Genomic DNA, 15,380 nt, shown 5'->3' with positions numbered 1-15,380 from the left:
TATGTCCGACCTATTGAGGCTGGCCACCGCCGGTTCTGTCGACGACGGCAAGTCCACTCTGGTCGGACGGCTGCTCTACGACACGAAGTCCGTGCTGGCCGATCAGATCGACGCCGTGACCCGCGCTTCGGTCGACAAGGGTCTGTCGACCCCCGACCTGTCGCTGCTGGTCGACGGTCTGCGTGCCGAGCGTGAGCAGGGCATCACCATCGACGTGGCGTACCGCTACTTCGCCACGCCCAAGCGCTCGTTCGTGCTCGCCGACACCCCCGGCCACGTGCAGTACACCCGCAACACCGTGTCGGGCGCGTCCACCGCGCAGCTGGTGATCCTGCTGACCGACGCGCGCAAGGGCGTCATCGAGCAGACCCGTCGCCATGCCGCGGTGCTGGCGCTGCTCAGGGTGCCGAAGCTGGTGCTCGCGGTGAACAAGATCGACCTGGTCGACAATCCGGCCGAGGTGTTCGCCGAGATCTCCGCGGAGTTCAATTCGCTGACCTCGAAGCTGGGCTGGGCCGACGAGGACGTCCTCGAGATCCCGGTTTCGGCGCTGCACGGTGACAATATCGCCAGCCGCTCCGAGAACACCCCGTACTACGACGGTCCCTCGCTGATCGAGCACCTGGAATCGGTTCCGGTCGACGCGGATTCGACGGGCACGCATGCGCTGGGACTGCGGTTCCCGGTGCAGTACGTGATCCGTCCGCGCACCGCCGAGTACCCCGATTACCGCGGGTACGCCGGTCAGATCGCGGCCGGTTCGGTGTCGCCCGGCGACGAGATCGTGGTGCTGCCCTCGGGCATCCGCACCACCGTCGAGCGCATCGACACCCCCGACGGTGAGCTGGCCGTCGCGCAGGTGGGGCGCAGTGTGACGCTGATCCTGGCCGACGAGGTCGACATCTCGCGTGGCGACATCATCGCCTCTGTCGCCGACGCTCCGGAGGCGATCGACACCTTCGACGCCACCGTCTGCTGGCTCGGCGACAAGCCGCTGCGTCCCGGCGCGCGACTGCTGCTCAAGCACGGCGCCAAGACCACGCAGGCGATCGTCGGCGCGCTGGTGGAGCGGTTCGACGAGCAGACGCTCACCGCCCAGCCGAGTCCGGAGACGTTGGAGCTCAACGACATCGGACGGGTATCGCTGCGGTTGGCCGAGCCGATCCCGGCCGACGACTACCGCACCAACCGGCACACCGGTTCGTTCCTGCTGATCGATCCCGCTGGTGGCAACACCCTCGCGGCCGGCCTGGTCGGCGATGTGCTGACCTCGGTCGAGGTCGGTACCACGGTCTGATGACACGCTCGCTCGTCCCGTCGCGCGGTGCCGTTCCGGTGCCGCGCGGCGGAGGCGGGCCCGCACTGATCGCGGTGGCCCACGGCAGCCGTGATCCGCGTTCGGCGACGACGATGGCGGCGGTGGTCGCCTCGGTCGCCGCATCCCGACCGGATCTGACGGTCCGGTTGGCTTTTCTCGACCTCAGCGCGCCCTCGCTCGACCAGGTCGTCGACGAGCTCGCCGCGCTCGGGCATCGCGACGTGATCGTTGTTCCGTTGTTGCTCGGCAACGCTTTTCACGCGCGAGTCGATCTGCCCGCCCTCCTGGCGGAGTCGGCGAACAGGCATCCGCTGGTGCGCCTGACCCAGACCGAGGTGCTCGGGGCGGATTCGCGATTGATCGCGGCGCTTGCCGACAGGGTCGCCGGGGTGTCGGTGGGTTTCCCTGTGCCAGAGCCTGTTTCGATGCACCGCCCGACGACACCGGCAGCTCTCCCGCACGAAAGCGGCCGTGCCGCCGTGGGGGTCGCGGTTGCCGCTGTCGGGTCTCGTGACGAATCGGCGAATCGCCGGACCGCCGCCGTTGCTCGACGGCTTGCGGTGACGACCGGCCTTCGCACCGAAATATGCTTTGCCACAGTCGAACCCAGCATCAATGCCGCGGTCGACCGGTTACATGCGCGCGGAGTCGAACAGGTCGTCGTCGCGCCGTGGTTCCTCGCACCGGGGCTGCTCACCGACCGCCTGCTCCACCACGCGCCGCGCCTCGTACACGCCGATGTCATCGGCCCGCACCCCGCGCTCACCGAGGTGATCTGGTCCCGCTACGACGCGGCGATCGCGACTGATCTCGAACTCTCCGCCTGACGAATCCCGCCGGCGTACCGCCGAGGAGCTGGTCGCGCCCGATTTCCGTGCCGATATCCGGCGCACAGCATCCGCAGACACCTCCGGGCGCCTTTCCTGCGCATAGCTCGTGCCCTTGACGCCTCGCCTGCACTCCCGAAATGCTCCCGAAGCCAGCTGGGCTAGTGCGCCAGATCACACTCTCATCCCTTTACTGCATACCCCTGGGGGGTATAAATTCGTGTCAACGCACTAGGGAACAGAGAGGCAAGACAATGACCACCAACTCCCACACCGCCCACAACACGAACGCTCTCGACACCACTCCCGAAAGCACTGCGGCACAACATGCCTCACACCTCGGTGCGCATGGCGAACACGCCGCCCACAGCGCTCACGGCCATGCCGAACACGGCACTCAGGCGCAGCAGGAATCGCACGCAGGACACGGGCACAGCGCACACGCGACGCAGGCAGCTCATGCGGATCACGTCGACCACGCAGCACACGGCGGCCGCGACAGCCAGACCGCGCACGGGGACCACGCCGCGCACGGTGCGCATTCCGGCCACGGTGGTCACGGCACCGGCGACGCAGTCGCAGCACCGCAGGGGAACCATGCCGGTCACGGTGACCACGGCGCGCACGCTGCCGGACTCCCCGGCGGGCTGCAGATCACCCAGGACGGGTACACCCTCGATCTGGAGACCACCGTGGCTCAACCGGGCGTGATCGACTTCCGGTTCCGGATTCTCGGGCCCGACGGGGCGGCGGTGACCGAGTTCGATCCCATCCACGATCGCGAGCTGCACCTGATCGTGGCACGGCGTGAGCTGACGGGGTTCTGGCATGTGCATCCGCGCCGGGAGGCCGACGGCACCTGGACGATCCAGCTGGAACTGCCGGAGGCGGGCGCCTACCGGGTGTTCACCGATATCGCGCCGCGCGCTCTCGGCCGCACCATCACTCTCGGAGCGGACCTCGCCATCGCGGGTCACTATGCGCCGCAGCCGGTTCCGGCGGTGAATCGCAGCACGGAGGTCGACGGGTACACCGTGACCGTCGACGGCGAATTGCGTGCCGAGGGCGATCTGCTCACCCTCACGGTGCGCAAGGACGGTGCGCCGGTCACCGATCTGCAGCCCTACCTGGCGGCTTTCGGTCACCTGGTGATCCTGCGGGCGGGCGACCTCGCCTACGTCCACGTGCACCCCAACGGCGAGCCCGGCGACGGCATCACACCTTCCGGGCCCGAAATCTCCTTCCACACCGCCGTTCCCGGCCCCGGCACCTACCGCTTGTTCCTGGACTTCCAGCACGGCGACGTGGTCCGTACCGCGGCTTTCACCCTCACAGCCGAATAGCCGACCCCGCGAGCGGCGCCTCCACCCCACGGTGGTGGCGCCGTCGGCGTTTCCTCACCGCTGCGTCAGCAGACGGGCGGTGATGGTCCGCGCGGCGGCCAAACGGGTCGAATCACCGAGCTGGCGGGCGATATTAGCGGCGCTGACCAACGCGTCGAGCTCGAAAACCAGCTGATCGGGATCGGTTACCGCCAGATCGCCGTCTTCCTGAGCCTTGCGAACCTCGGTCGTCAACAGGCCGAGCCACTCCTCTCGATCGGCCACGATCGCATCGTGTACGGCGCCCTGCTTGCTACTGAATTCGGTCAATGTCGCGACCCGGAAACAGCCACCAGGGAACGGTGGATCAGCGATGTGGTCGAACCAGCGATCGATCAGTGTCCTGACCCGGTCGATGCCGCGCGACTCCCGCAGGCTCGGCGCGATCACCCGCTCGACGAACACGTCGCGGGCGGCTCGCACGGCCGCGAGCTGGAGCGCCTCCTTGGTACCGAACAGCGTGGCGATTCCGCTCTTGCTGATGCCGAGATCCGCGGCGAGCATGCCGATACTCAGGCCGTCGAGACCTTCGACAGAGGCCAATTCGGCCGCGCGGCGCGCGATCGTGGCACGCGCACGGGCCCCCTTCGCCAGTCGCTGATCGGCGGGCTCGATCTGGGTCATAGCTGCCATTGTCCCACCCGCACTTGCTCGCACGAACGATCGGTCGTACTTTATTTACGAACGATCGTACGTTCTTATTCCTCTCCCCGAAGGGGCCCTCTCATGACCGACGTGTCCGCTCGGCCCGAGCATCCGCGGACCACTCCCGATACCCGCGCCGCGACGCGCACCTTGGCCGTTGCCGTAGGCGCGGCGTTCATCGCCTTCATAGACCTGTCCGTGGTGAACATCGCCTTCCCGACCATCGCATCCAGCTACCCCGACACCCCAGCCAGCACGCTGACCTGGATCGTCAGCGGCTATGCGATCGCCTTCGCCGCCCTGCTCACCCCTGCGGGACGACTCGCCGACAACCTCGGACGGCGGCGAATGTTCGCGTTGTCACTGGCGGGTTTCGCCGTCACCTCTGTGCTGTGCGGGCTCGCGCCGAGTGCGGGCTGGCTCATCGCCGGACGCCTGCTGCAGGGCTTGACAGCGGCATTCATGGTTCCCTCGGCGCTCGCGCTCGTTCTGGTCGCCACTCCGAGGGAGAAGGTCGGCGCCGCCATCGCCGCCTGGACGGCCGCGGGCGGATTCGCCGCGGTGATCGGTCCGGCGATCGGTGGCGCGCTGGTGGAGACCCTCGGCTGGCGCGCGGTCTTCCTGGTCAACGTGCCGGTCGCGGTGGCATTGATCGTTCCTGCCCTGCGCCTGCCCATCGACGAGCCGCGCGCCGACACGGCCCTGCCCGACCCGCTCGGCATTGTCGCGATCGCGCTCGGTCTCGGCGCGGTCGTCGCCGCGATCACCGAGGGGCAAACCTGGGGCTGGACCGCACCGGGCACTCTCGTCGCGCTGATCGGCGGCGCCGCACTCGTGGGATTCGCGCTGGTTCGCTCGCTGCGCCACCCCGCGCCCGCAGTGGCCGTCAACCTCTGGCGGAATCGCCGATTCGCCCTCGCCAACGCCGGATCGCTGCTGTTCGGCGCGACGATGTTCGCTTGGCTACTCGCGGGCCCCTTGTTCCTCGACGCGATGTGGGGGTACTCGGTCCTCGAATCTGCGGCTGCGCTCACCGTCGGCGCGAGCGCCTCCATGGTCACCTCGGTGATCGTCGGCCGGATAACCGCGGCATCGGCGCAGCGGTGGGCCGCGGTGCTCGGTGCGCTGATGTACACGGCCGCACTCGCCTGGATGAGCACCGACGCTTTCGGCCCGAACACCGCGCTGTGGTCGGCGTGGGTACCCGCCGGGCTGCTCGGCGGCGGCGGCATCGGCATCGTGGTCACCGTGCTCGGTACCGCTGCGGCGAGTTCGGTTCCTCCACAACAGTTCGCGGCAGGCATCGGCATGAACGTGACCGCTCGGCAGGTGGGTGGTGCGGTCGGTGTCGCCGTACTCGCCGCGGTCTTCACCGCCGTCCCCGATGACGCGGTGCGCGCCTTTCATACAGTCTTCGCCATCGGCGCGGCGATCGGCCTGGCCGTCGCACTGCTTCTCCTCGTGCCGTCGAACGCACAGAACTAGAGCCGATCGTGCACGGGGCCACCACCGCACAGCGACGGCAGCAACGACGGACAACGAGCTGGGCAGACCGGAAAGCCGTTCGCCGAAGCACCGGACGACAGCCTTGACATCAACCTCGCTCGAGGTTTCACGATGACCTCATGAGCATCCTGTTTCACAACACCATGCGGATCACCGAAGGGCACACCGAAGAGTTCAGTGAGGCGGTGCGGCGGGCCGTCGCCTTCGTCCGAGAGCACGGACCGCAACTGATGGTGCAGGTCTTTCTCGATGCCGAGGCCGGGCTGGCGCACAGCTTCCAGCTCTATCCGGACTCGGAAGCGGTTCTCGCGCACTGGCAGATGTCGGACCCCTACATCCAGGACGTGATGGCGCACTGCACCATCGAGTCGTTCGAGACCTTCGGGGAGATGTCGGACGCGGTGCTCGAGGGATTGCGGTCGGGCCCGGTCGGCGCGGTGACCGTGCGACCGCTATTGACCGGGTTCACCCGGTTGTGAACTGTTGGCGCGCACCAGTTCCGTGCCGATAGCCGCCAATTCGGCTTTCACCTCGGCGGGGCCGAGCACCTCCACGTCGCCCGCCCAGCCCGCGAGTTGGCGGGCGACCATCTTGGGGGTGTCGGCGGTGATCTCGGCCAGCACCCGGCCGTCGTCGGTGCTGCCGACCAGGGTGCAGTTGCGACCCTGCTGATCGGCGAGGATGGGAGCAAGACGCTCGGACACCGCGACGCGGGCGGCGACAGCCGAGCGGCGTTGCTCCATCCGGTCGACCACCCGGGACCACTCGGCATGCAAGTCGAAGTCGGCTGGTCGCTCGGCGGGTTCGTCGAGAACGGTCACCGCGCCGATGCGGTCGAGACGGAAGGTGCGCTGCCCTCGCTCGGTCCCTGCGAGCAGGTACCAGATCGTTTCCTTCTCGACCAGGCCCCACGGGTCGACGGTGCGCATCGTGCGCTGTCCCGCCCGCTCGTATTCGATGCGGACGCGTCGTCGATCGACCACGGCACGCTGCAACGTGTCGAGGACGGCGGGTGGTCGCGGGTCGGGCCTTCCCCAGCGTGCCGGGTCGACGACCACCGCGTCGGCGGCTGCCGCGGCGTCGGCACGGAAGGTCTGCGGCAAGGCCCTGACCAATTTGCGCAAGGCGGACTTCACCTCGGGAGCCGCGGCGGCCGCCGGGCCCGCGAGCAGGAACAGCGCCCTGGTCTCCCCGGCCGTGAGTCCGGACAGGTCGGTGCGCGCGCCACCGATCAGCGACCATCCACCGCCGCGTCCGGCTTGCGGATACACCGGAATGCCCGCCGCCGAGAGAGCCTCGAGATCGCGGCGAGCCGTCGCCACCGACACCTCGAGTTCGGCGGCGACCTCGGCCGCCGTCACCCGGCCTCGCGCCTGCATGAACAACAGGGTCGCCACCAATCGGTCCGCTCGCATACCCACGATTCTGCCGAAGAAAGTGCTCATTCGGTGAGCACTTTGCCTGGCAGAGTTCAGGGAAACACCAGCACACCGACTCAGGAGCAGACATGTTGCGCGGAATGGCCACCACCACCTACTACGCCGACGACCTCACCGCCGCCAAGGACTGGTACACCGAATTCCTCGGCCTCGCACCGTATTACGAGGTTCCGGGCGGCTACTACGAGTTCCGGCTCGGCCCGGGGCAGGACGAACTCGGCATCATCAACCGGGCCTACGCACCGGCCGGTGCCCGCAACGCACCCGGTGGCGGCGGAATCGTGTACTGGCACGTCGACGATCTCGCCGCCACCCTCACCCGGCTGCTCGAACTCGGCGCCACCGAATACGAACCAATCACCGAGCACGGCGACGGAGCGGGTTTCGTGACGGCGTCGGTCCTCGATCCCTTCGGCAACGTCCTCGGCATCATGTACAACCCGCATTTCGTGGCGATGACGGCCGCGCGGGCGGCGGCGGTGAGCTCCTGAGCTCAGAACCAGCGCTCGAGGACGGTGGCGACACCGTCCTCGGTGACGTGACCGGTGACCTCGTCGGCCATGGCGAGCACGTCGTCGGGTGAGCCCGTCATGGCCACCGAATGTGCGGCCCAGCGCAGCATTTCGCGATCGTTGAAGCCGTCGCCGATGGCGAGCGTCGCCGAGGCGTCGACGCCGAGCGCCGACCGGAGGCGTTCCAGCGCCCAGCCTTTCGACACGCCTCGGCGTGAGACGGTGAGCCACGGCCCGAATTCACCGTGGACCCACGATGTTTCGGGCACAACGAGGCGGTCGAGCTGGCGCACCATCTCCGCGACGTCGCCACCGGGCCACCAGCCGTTGAGACGGGGTGTGGGTTCGCTGCTGAGCACGTGGTGGTCGACGAGCTGGAAATCACCGATCGAGTACTCCCCCGGACTGTGCCCCGTCGCCCAGATGCCGACGCCGACCCGCTCGGCGGCGAAGATCATCTCGGGAAACAGCGCTCGCAACGCGCCGACGGCGGGTGCCGGGTCGAAAAGTTCCACCGCGACGGGTTCACCACGTGCCACGTCGATCTGCACCGCACCGTTGGAACACAGCGCGTGCCCCTCGATGAGCCCGAGTTCGCGCAATACCGGCCGGGTGGTGAGCACGGTCCGCCCGGTCGTCACCACCACATGCGACCCCGCTGCCACCGCCGCCCGCACCGCCGCGACCACCCGCCCGCTGATGGGGCAACCGGACTCCAGCAAAGTCCCGTCGATATCGAGCGCGATCAATTTCGGCGCTCCCCCGAGTGCAGCCATTCACCCATTCTGCCCGCCACCACCTCGATCCACCCTGGAATTCACCGCCCTTGACGCACCCTTGCTCCAGCCCGCGCAGCCGAATCCTCTCTACCCCTTGGCCTCTCAGCGGGCGCCGGCCGGTCCCTCCAGCACCTATGGAGGCGACGGCACCCGCCGCCGCAGCGAGTCGTGTTGGGGCGCACGTGCGGAAGCAGCGTGGTCGCACCGTCGGGCCGATGCCGCCGAACAGTCCGGGCTGCGCGACCAACAGTAGATCCGGCAGCCCCTAGCGGAACCCCGGACGCAGATCCTTAAAGCATCGGATCACCTGCATGCTCGACCTGGCAGATTGCCGATAGAGTCACCGGTGTCAGTGTGCGGCAGCGGTCGCGGATAGCACCTGAGCGCAACACGTTGCGGCCCAAGGCTTTCAACCTGGCGCCACGTAGATCCAGGATGCTCCGCCGCCGCTCGATGTATGCCGCCGCCCGACGAAAGGCCCGCCGCCGCTCGGCATCTGCCGCCGCTCGACGAAATGCTTGCCGCCGCTCGGCGTCCGCCGCCGCCCGACAAATGCGCTCCGCCGCTCGGCATCTGCCGCCACCCGACGTGTTGTCTGCCGCCGCCCGACGTACTGTCTTCGCCCTCAGCGGCGCGAACCGCCGCCATCTCCACCGCCGTCGCCGCCGGACGAGCCACCGGAGTCGCTGCCGCCGGAGGTGCCACCCGAGGTCGAACCGCCCGAGGTACCACCTGAAGTCGAACCGCCCGAGGTACCACCCGAAGTCGAACCGCCCGACGTGCCACCGGAGGTCGAGCCACCGGACGTTCCGCCCGACGTGGACCCGCCGGAGCTGCTGTCGCCGGACGTGCCCCCGGAGCTGGATCCGCCGGAGTCACCACCCGAGGCGCCGCCCGTGGAACCGCCTGCGTCCGAACCGCCGGAAGTCCCACCCGATGTTCCGCCGGAAGTCCCACCCGATGTTCCGCCGGAGGTCCCACCCGACGCGCCACCGGATGTCCCGCCGGAGACGCCGCCCGACGTTCCGCCGGTCGACGTACCCGAATCGGTGCCGCCGGTACCGCCTGGATAGCCGCCGGACGTGCCGCCGGATGGGATGCCGCCGGTACCGCCGGGGTTGTACGGGTTGTCGGAAGTCCCCGCACCGCTGCCGATTCCGTCGGACACGCCGATATCGATGCCACCTGTGGCGGGAGGCGAGGTGTCGGGAGCACCGGTGCCGGGCACCGGGAGGGAGGTATCGCCGGGAAGGGTCGGGGCTCCGGCGGCGGGAATTCCGGAATTGGGCGATCCCGGCGAGGGGACACCGGTGATCGGGCCGGGGTCGCTGATGGGGCCGGGGTTGGTGATGGGCCCGGGGCCGGGGTTGGTCGGCGACTCGGCGGAGGGTTTGTCGAACGGCAGCGGGTTGACGAAGTGGGCGGGGTCGCCATACGACGTGCGAGCCAGGACGGGGGAACGGCAGTCGCCGCCGCCGGCCCGGAACCGTTCGCCACCATCGGAATCCGCCTGCGCTGCCCCACGCGCGGGTGCCCCCGACGCCGCACCCACGATCATCTCGTACGCGGTGCGCGCGGCCGCGCTGACGACGCGCACCTTGCCGGTGACGGGGTCGATCGTGTTGACCAGTCCCGTGGTCTGGGCGGCGAGCAGGTCGGCGCTCATGTCGTAGAGCAGGGCGTCGGCGGGGGCGCCGAGGGCCGGGAACCGTTCGAGGACGGGTGTCAGGCCGGGATCGAACGGGCTGCCGAACACCGTCATCGCCGACATCGCGAGCGCGGAAACCACGGCGGCGCTGGAGAAGACGGCCACGTGCGGCGCCGAGTTGCCGCTCTGCTGGGCCGGTGCGAAGGTGCGTGCGGCCAGGGCAGCCGCACCCGCCGCGACGACCTGACCGGGATCGGCCACGGTCACCAGCGGGACGCCGAGCTCGGCGAGGGTGCGCGCCACCTCCGGCGGCCGCGTGGCCCCGCCGACGAGCAGGATGCGCGAGATGTCGGCCAGTCGCAGGCCCGCGGCGGCAACGGTTCGGCTGACCAGCGGGAAGGTGTCGCGAATGTGTTCGGCGCGCAGGCTGTCGGTGTTCACCATCGAGGTGAGTGTCGCCGTGGCGCGGCCGTTGCGTGACTCGACGGCGTACCGGGCGACCATCTCGCCCAGCGGCTTTCCGCCGAAGTCCGTGGACCGCACGGGTGTACCGACCATCGGGTGGTGCGGCCAGTCGGGACCGACGCGCAGCACGGTGAGGTCGAGGCTGTTGGCGCCCAGGTCGTAGACGAGTACGAAACCCGGTGTGAGCGGCCCGTGTTCGACTTCGAGCCATTCGGCGGCAGCCACCGGTTCGGGCGCGAGCAGCACCTGACCGGCACCCGCCAGGTGTAATGCCTGACCGAGCAGGGCGACCTGCTTCTCGGTGTAGGTGGCCGGGTAGGTGAGCACCACCCCGGCGGCCGGCTCGGCCAGTTCGATGAGCCCCGTGGCAACGGCGGCGATCAGGTTGGTGGCGGAGTAGAAGCGCCCCGCGATCACCATCGGCTCCGGTTCGCGGCTCAGGTCCGCGAAATCCGTGATCGCCGAGGCGAATTCGTTGATCGCGCCGATGCGGGGGCGGCCCGCTTCGTCGAATGTGAGGGCGGTACGGCGTGTGCGTACCGTCGGCTTGGCCGGATCCTCGGCGACAACCGCCGAAATCGCATTGACCGTGCCGATGCTCAAACCCAGACCTCTGGTCATTGTTTTGCTATCCCGTCAACGCACCGTGACCACGTCCAGCACGCGAGCGCACTCATGTGGCCGCGGTCGTCTTCCAAACAGCTCGCCTAGATTAACGGCAACATGGCCGAATTGCTGTGAGATTGATACCCGACACTCCCCCTCGGATGCAAAAGTCCGCATATTCGCAGGTAGTACCCCATGAGGTCGACCGTCCAGTCCCCTGAACGTCCGCGCGAGCGCTTACAGACTCCGAGAAGCAGCTACCCGGGAGTAATCGCCCGAAGTCGATCGAAAATACATTCTTTCGGTTTGTTATCGCGGCTGCGACAGTAATTACCGACTGGTAATCAATTCATTTACTGCGAGTTCGCATACCCGTACCGGGAAAACCAAAAGCTCGATTTGTATAACCCCCGGAAAGCGTGACATGTCAACGCAACGGCCGAAACCCGCCAGCACGCACCGCTCCCCGACGGTTGACTCGAAGTCCGGGAGGCCGATCCACACGGACTCCGAAACATCAAGGGAGAGAAGGTACTACGCATGTCCACTCGTTTCGCCGACCAGGTCGTCCTCGTCACCGGCGCCAGCTCCGGCGTCGGCAAGGCGGTGGCGCTGCGGGTCGCGGCCGAGGGTGCGGCCGTCGTACTCGGCGCCCGGGGCAAGGACCAGGGCGAGCAGGTCGCCGAGCAGATCCGGGCCGAGGGCGGGCGCGCGCTGTTCGTGCCGACCGACGTCACCGTCGACGCCGACGTCGAGCGGCTCACCCAGGCCGCGCTCACCGAGTACGGCAGGCTCGACGCCGCCTTCAACAACGCGGGTGCGGTGAACGCCTTCGGGCCGGTCGCCGAGATCGGTGACGACGCCTGGCGCGCCGACCTGGAACTGAACCTCACCGGCGTGTTCTACGGCTTGCGGCACCAGGTCCCCGCGATCATCGCCTCCGGCGGAGGCGCCATCCTGAACAACGCCTCCAACCTCGGCGTGGTCGGGATGGCCTCGGTGGCGCCCTATGTGGCGGCCAAGCACGGCGTGGTCGGGCTGACGAAGTCGGTGGCGCTGGAAACCGCGGCTGCCGGTGTGCGGGTGAACGCGCTGGTCTCCGGCGCGGTCGACACCCCGGCGTTCCGCGCGTCGATGGGCGCCACTCCCGAGGGCGAAGCGGCGATCGCGGCGTTGCACCCGATCGGGCGTATCGCGCAGCCCGCCGAGATCGCGGCGCTGTGCGCGTTCCTGCTCAGCGCCGAGGCATCGTTCGTCACGGGCGCCGCGGTGACCGTCGACGGCGGTTTCACCGCACAGTGAGCACCGTTCGGTGAGAACGACGAAGGCCCGTTACACCGCGCAGTCGGTGTAACGGGCCTTCGGCTGTTCGATCAGCCGCGAGCGAGCAGGCGCTTGATGCCGCCACTCGCCGCGCGCGGTGCGGCGGCCCCACCGGCCACCGCCTGCGGACGACGCGAACGCACCAGCTTGTCGAACTCGCCCGCAGCACGCGCCGGGTCACGCAGCGCGCCCCGGTTGAAGTCGTCGGCGAGCTGCTGCACGGTTTCCTGTGCACAGGACTTGTTGGTGCCGATGAACCCGGTGGGACCACGCTTGATCCAGCCGGTGACATACGTTCCCGCCACGACATCGCCGCCGGGAGCGTCGAGCACCCGACCCGCCTCGTTCGGGATCACGCCGCGCGCGTCGTCGAACGGCAGGTCCTTGGTCGGCACGCCTCGATAACCCACCGAGGTGAGCACGACACCCGCTTCCAGGAGTTCGGTGTCGCCGGTCGGCACCGCGCTGGTACGACCTTCGGCGTCGGTGACCAGCTCGTTGCGCTCGACCCGCACGCCGGTCACCGTCTCGGCGCCGAGGATCTCCACAGGTGAGGACAGGTACCGGAACACGATGCGCTTGCGGTCACCGAACGGGCGCTGCGCCACGCTGTGCAGCAGACGCAGCTTCTGCTCCACCTTGTAGGGCAGATCCGGGGTCACCGGCGGCAGCTCGCCCTCGATCGCGATGTCGATATCGGCGGCAAGCAGGCCGACGAACTCGGGCACCGTGAACGCCGACTCGGCCGGACCGCGGCGGCCGAGCACGACCACCTCTTCGATCTTGCTCTCGCGCAACGCCTTCAGGGCGTAGGGCGCGATGTCGGTATCGGCGAGGGTGGCCGGGTCGACGGTCAGGATGCGGGCCACGTCGAGGGCGACGTTGCCGTTGCCGACGATCACGACGCGCTTCTGGTTCAGATCGAACTGGTCCTCGGCGTGGTCGGGATGACCGTTGTACCAGGCGACGAAGTCGGTGGCCGACACGTTGCCGGGCAGCCCCTCACCGGGGATGTTCAGCTTGCGATCCGCCGACGCGCCGACCGCGTAGATCACCGCGTGGAAGTGCTCGAGCAGTTCGGCGTGGCTGATGTGCGTGCCGATCTCGACATCGAGGTAGGTGCCGAAGTCGTCCTGCGTCGACATCACGTCGAACAGGTCGGCGACCTTGCGGGTGCGCTTGTGGTCGGGCGCGACGCCGAGGCGGGCCAGGCCGTAGGCCTGCGGCAACCGGTCGAACATGGTCACCGCCACCCGGGGCTGGGTGAGCAGCTCGTCGGCGGCGTACATCGCCGACGGTCCCGACCCGACGATCGCCACCCGCAGCGGCGAGCGCTCGGTGTCGATGGCCGGCGGCATCACCGGGGCGGCCAGCGTGGGACGCGTGCGCTGCACCCGGTAGAAGTCGGCGTTGATCTCGATGAAGGGCTTTTGCTCTTCGGTGAGTTTCTTCGAGGAGGTGATCGCGTCGACCGGGCACGCGGTGGCACAGGCGCCGCAGTCCACACACGCGGCCGGGTCGACGTAGAGCATCTCCGCCGTACGGAAGTCCGGCTCATCCGGGGTCGGATGAATGCAGTTCACCGGGCATGCGTAGACGCACGAGGCGTCGCTACAGCACGACTGGGTTACAACGTAGGGCATCTATTTATCGTCTCAGGCGGCGTGCTTCGCGGAGCGCTTGGGCTCGGAACGGTAGCGGCTCGACGGACCATCGATGCCGAGCAGCTTCCACACCTTCTTGGCGACCGGGTTCATCAGACCGATCTCCTCGGCCAGGGCGCGCACGTCGATGAAGTAGTCCGCGAAGACCTGCTTGGCCTCCTTGGAGCCGTAGAACAGTTCCTTGCGGACCGCCTTGGGCATCTCGAACTGCTTGAAGAAGGTCTTCGGCGGGGTCGCGATGGCGCGGCCGAGCACGAACATGACGATCGGCATGGCGATCGACAGCACGAACTTGTTGACCGCGGGCTGCGCGGGCACGTTCTTCTTCAGGAACTCGTGGGCGAAGGAGATGTGGCGAGCTTCCTCGGCCACGTGGATCGCCATCACGCCGCGCATGATCGGGTGGATGTCGTCACCCGAGCGCAGGATGTCCTTCTGGATGTGGTCGATCGGCTCCTCGCCGGCGAGCACGGCCATGAAGAAGAAGTTCGGGAACAGCGCACCGGCCGGGGCGGCCAGGTGGCGCAGCTGACGCACGAGCGGGTTCATGCCCGGCACGTCGGCGACGCGGTTCACCATCTCCTGGAACATCAGGGTGTGGTTGTGCTCTTCGATCATCTCGTGCGAGCAGTACCGGAATTCCGGATCGTTGTTCTTCAGGTTGAAGATGTGCTGCATCATGCCGATGATCAGGATGGCCTCGAACTGCAGGCCGACCTTGGCGACATTGGCCTGGCGAACCTTGCCGATGGCGATCTTCTCGTCCAACGGCAGGGCCTGGTACCAGGGGTGGCGACCGATCGGGTCGGCGGAGGTGACAAGCACCCAGCGCTCCGGCTTGTAGTCCGGATCGAATTCGGGGTTGTCCCAGTCGATGTCCTCGAACGGGTCGAAGTGGCGATTCACCGAAGCCTCGGACAGCATCAGCAACTTCTCGGCGTACGCCTGAGCCTCCGCGACTACAGGATCGACGTCAGGGTTGGTGGGCGCAGACATCGTCGTCACTGCCTCTCCTCAAGGGACGTTTACTGTTTCCAATAGTTACACCTACGAGTGGTCACGTCAACTCCGCGAACCCCTGGAATCCGGCCCGCGTGCGCGTCGACGCGGTGGCCGGACAAGCTACTCACCAGTAAAAACGCCTCTACCTGTGACACCGTGTCATGCACAGTCTGTGAGACCACGTGGTGAGATCGGGAAAATTCTTCGTGGCGGGCGCGTCGCGGGACCGGCGGTACCGACTACCTGCGGTGATCCATACAAGAG

At 68.1% G+C, this 15,380-nt stretch carries 14 protein-coding genes; 7 read left to right on the top strand and 7 right to left on the bottom strand.

Features of this window, described 5'->3' with window-relative positions; translation table 11 throughout:
- Window position 1: 1 nt before the first annotated feature.
- Both AB0I19_RS17860 and AB0I19_RS17855 read left to right on the top strand, forming a co-directional pair.
- Window positions 2–1,297, top strand: coding sequence for a GTP-binding protein (locus AB0I19_RS17860; RefSeq protein WP_357150005.1), 1,296 nt, complete (start codon window positions 2–4; stop codon window positions 1,295–1,297).
- Window positions 1,297–2,145, top strand: coding sequence for a sirohydrochlorin chelatase (locus AB0I19_RS17855; protein ID WP_357150002.1), 849 nt, complete (start codon window positions 1,297–1,299; stop codon window positions 2,143–2,145). The genes AB0I19_RS17860 and AB0I19_RS17855 overlap by 1 nt, the downstream gene beginning before the upstream one ends.
- Before the next feature lie 332 nt (window positions 2,146–2,477).
- Here AB0I19_RS17855 and AB0I19_RS17850 read toward each other — a convergent pair whose 3' ends face one another.
- Window positions 2,478–2,846, bottom strand: coding sequence for a hypothetical protein (locus AB0I19_RS17850; RefSeq protein ID WP_357149999.1), 369 nt, complete (start codon window positions 2,844–2,846; stop codon window positions 2,478–2,480).
- Here AB0I19_RS17850 and AB0I19_RS17845 point away from each other — a divergent pair.
- Complete coding sequence (locus tag AB0I19_RS17845; RefSeq protein ID WP_357149996.1) at window positions 2,838–3,488, top strand: hypothetical protein; 651 nt, start codon at window positions 2,838–2,840, stop codon at window positions 3,486–3,488. The two genes, AB0I19_RS17850 and AB0I19_RS17845, sit on opposite strands and share 9 nt — an antisense overlap.
- Before the next feature lie 54 nt (window positions 3,489–3,542).
- On the opposite strand, the gene AB0I19_RS17840 is transcribed toward AB0I19_RS17845, so the two are convergent.
- Entirely contained in the window at window positions 3,543–4,151 is a 609-nt protein-coding gene (locus AB0I19_RS17840; RefSeq protein WP_357149993.1) for a TetR/AcrR family transcriptional regulator, read from the bottom strand.
- Window positions 4,152–4,253: 102 nt separating this feature from the next.
- Here AB0I19_RS17840 and AB0I19_RS17835 point away from each other — a divergent pair, with 102 nt between their 5' ends.
- Both AB0I19_RS17835 and AB0I19_RS17830 read left to right on the top strand, forming a co-directional pair.
- Entirely contained in the window at window positions 4,254–5,657 is a 1,404-nt protein-coding gene (locus tag AB0I19_RS17835; RefSeq protein ID WP_357149990.1) for an MFS transporter, read from the top strand.
- A 140-nt stretch (window positions 5,658–5,797) separates the two neighbouring features.
- On the top strand, window positions 5,798–6,157 hold the full coding sequence (locus tag AB0I19_RS17830; RefSeq protein WP_357149987.1) for a hypothetical protein: 360 nt from the start codon (window positions 5,798–5,800) through the stop codon (window positions 6,155–6,157).
- On the opposite strand, the gene AB0I19_RS17825 is transcribed toward AB0I19_RS17830, so the two are convergent.
- A complete protein-coding gene (locus AB0I19_RS17825) occupies window positions 6,131–7,093 on the bottom strand; it encodes a WYL domain-containing protein (RefSeq protein WP_357149984.1) in 963 nt (320 codons plus the stop codon). The two genes, AB0I19_RS17830 and AB0I19_RS17825, sit on opposite strands and share 27 nt — an antisense overlap.
- Window positions 7,094–7,185: 92 nt before the next feature.
- Between AB0I19_RS17825 and AB0I19_RS17820 the strand changes: the two genes are divergently transcribed.
- Window positions 7,186–7,608 carry a VOC family protein gene (locus AB0I19_RS17820; protein WP_357149981.1) on the top strand — a complete coding sequence of 141 codons (423 nt, stop codon included), beginning with the start codon at window positions 7,186–7,188 and terminating at the stop codon, window positions 7,606–7,608.
- Window positions 7,609–7,610: 2 nt separating this feature from the next.
- On the opposite strand, the gene AB0I19_RS17815 is transcribed toward AB0I19_RS17820, so the two are convergent.
- Window positions 7,611–8,405, bottom strand: a complete 795-nt coding sequence (locus AB0I19_RS17815) for an HAD family hydrolase (RefSeq protein WP_357149978.1) — start codon at window positions 8,403–8,405, stop codon at window positions 7,611–7,613.
- 628 nt (window positions 8,406–9,033) lie between these two features.
- Window positions 9,034–11,142, bottom strand: coding sequence for an Hsp70 family protein (locus AB0I19_RS17810; protein WP_357149975.1), 2,109 nt, complete (start codon window positions 11,140–11,142; stop codon window positions 9,034–9,036).
- 525 nt (window positions 11,143–11,667) lie between these two features.
- Here AB0I19_RS17810 and AB0I19_RS17805 point away from each other — a divergent pair.
- Entirely contained in the window at window positions 11,668–12,429 is a 762-nt protein-coding gene (locus tag AB0I19_RS17805; protein WP_181698366.1) for a glucose 1-dehydrogenase, read from the top strand.
- Window positions 12,430–12,500: 71 nt separating this feature from the next.
- On the opposite strand, the gene AB0I19_RS17800 is transcribed toward AB0I19_RS17805, so the two are convergent.
- Together AB0I19_RS17800 and AB0I19_RS17795 are read right to left on the bottom strand one after the other, a co-directional pair.
- Window positions 12,501–14,093 (bottom strand): FAD-dependent oxidoreductase, encoded by a 1,593-nt coding sequence (locus AB0I19_RS17800; protein WP_357149972.1) that lies wholly within the window; start codon window positions 14,091–14,093, stop codon window positions 12,501–12,503.
- A 12-nt stretch (window positions 14,094–14,105) separates the two neighbouring features.
- The gene (locus AB0I19_RS17795; protein ID WP_067486652.1) at window positions 14,106–15,110 is read right to left on the bottom strand and encodes a diiron oxygenase; all 1,005 of its coding nucleotides are present in this window, start codon (window positions 15,108–15,110) and stop codon (window positions 14,106–14,108) included.
- Between the last annotated feature and the right edge of the window lie 270 nt (window positions 15,111–15,380).

This window comes from Nocardia sp. NPDC050413, from assembly GCF_040655475.1.
Classification (GTDB): domain Bacteria; phylum Actinomycetota; class Actinomycetes; order Mycobacteriales; family Mycobacteriaceae; genus Nocardia; species Nocardia coubleae.
The sequence above is the reverse complement of the archived record's forward strand: the minus strand, read 5'-3'. Positions and strand labels throughout refer to the sequence as shown.

Excerpts from the sequence above, each read along its gene's own strand:
- AB0I19_RS17860 (WP_357150005.1), top strand. The coding sequence starts at position 2 with ATGTCCGACCTATTGAGGCTGGCCACCGCCGGTTCTGTCGACGACGGC.
- AB0I19_RS17855 (WP_357150002.1), top strand. The coding sequence starts at position 1,297 with ATGACACGCTCGCTCGTCCCGTCGCGCGGTGCCGTTCCGGTGCCGCGC.
- AB0I19_RS17840 (WP_357149993.1), bottom strand. The coding sequence starts at position 4,151 with ATGACCCAGATCGAGCCCGCCGATCAGCGACTGGCGAAGGGGGCCCGT.
- AB0I19_RS17835 (WP_357149990.1), top strand. The coding sequence starts at position 4,254 with ATGACCGACGTGTCCGCTCGGCCCGAGCATCCGCGGACCACTCCCGAT.
- AB0I19_RS17830 (WP_357149987.1), top strand. The coding sequence starts at position 5,798 with ATGAGCATCCTGTTTCACAACACCATGCGGATCACCGAAGGGCACACC.
- AB0I19_RS17825 (WP_357149984.1), bottom strand. The coding sequence starts at position 7,093 with ATGCGAGCGGACCGATTGGTGGCGACCCTGTTGTTCATGCAGGCGCGA.
- AB0I19_RS17820 (WP_357149981.1), top strand. The coding sequence starts at position 7,186 with ATGTTGCGCGGAATGGCCACCACCACCTACTACGCCGACGACCTCACC.
- AB0I19_RS17815 (WP_357149978.1), bottom strand. The coding sequence starts at position 8,405 with ATGGCTGCACTCGGGGGAGCGCCGAAATTGATCGCGCTCGATATCGAC.
- AB0I19_RS17810 (WP_357149975.1), bottom strand. The coding sequence starts at position 11,142 with ATGACCAGAGGTCTGGGTTTGAGCATCGGCACGGTCAATGCGATTTCG.
- AB0I19_RS17805 (WP_181698366.1), top strand. The coding sequence starts at position 11,668 with ATGTCCACTCGTTTCGCCGACCAGGTCGTCCTCGTCACCGGCGCCAGC.
- AB0I19_RS17800 (WP_357149972.1), bottom strand. The coding sequence starts at position 14,093 with ATGCCCTACGTTGTAACCCAGTCGTGCTGTAGCGACGCCTCGTGCGTC.
- AB0I19_RS17795 (WP_067486652.1), bottom strand. The coding sequence starts at position 15,110 with ATGTCTGCGCCCACCAACCCTGACGTCGATCCTGTAGTCGCGGAGGCT.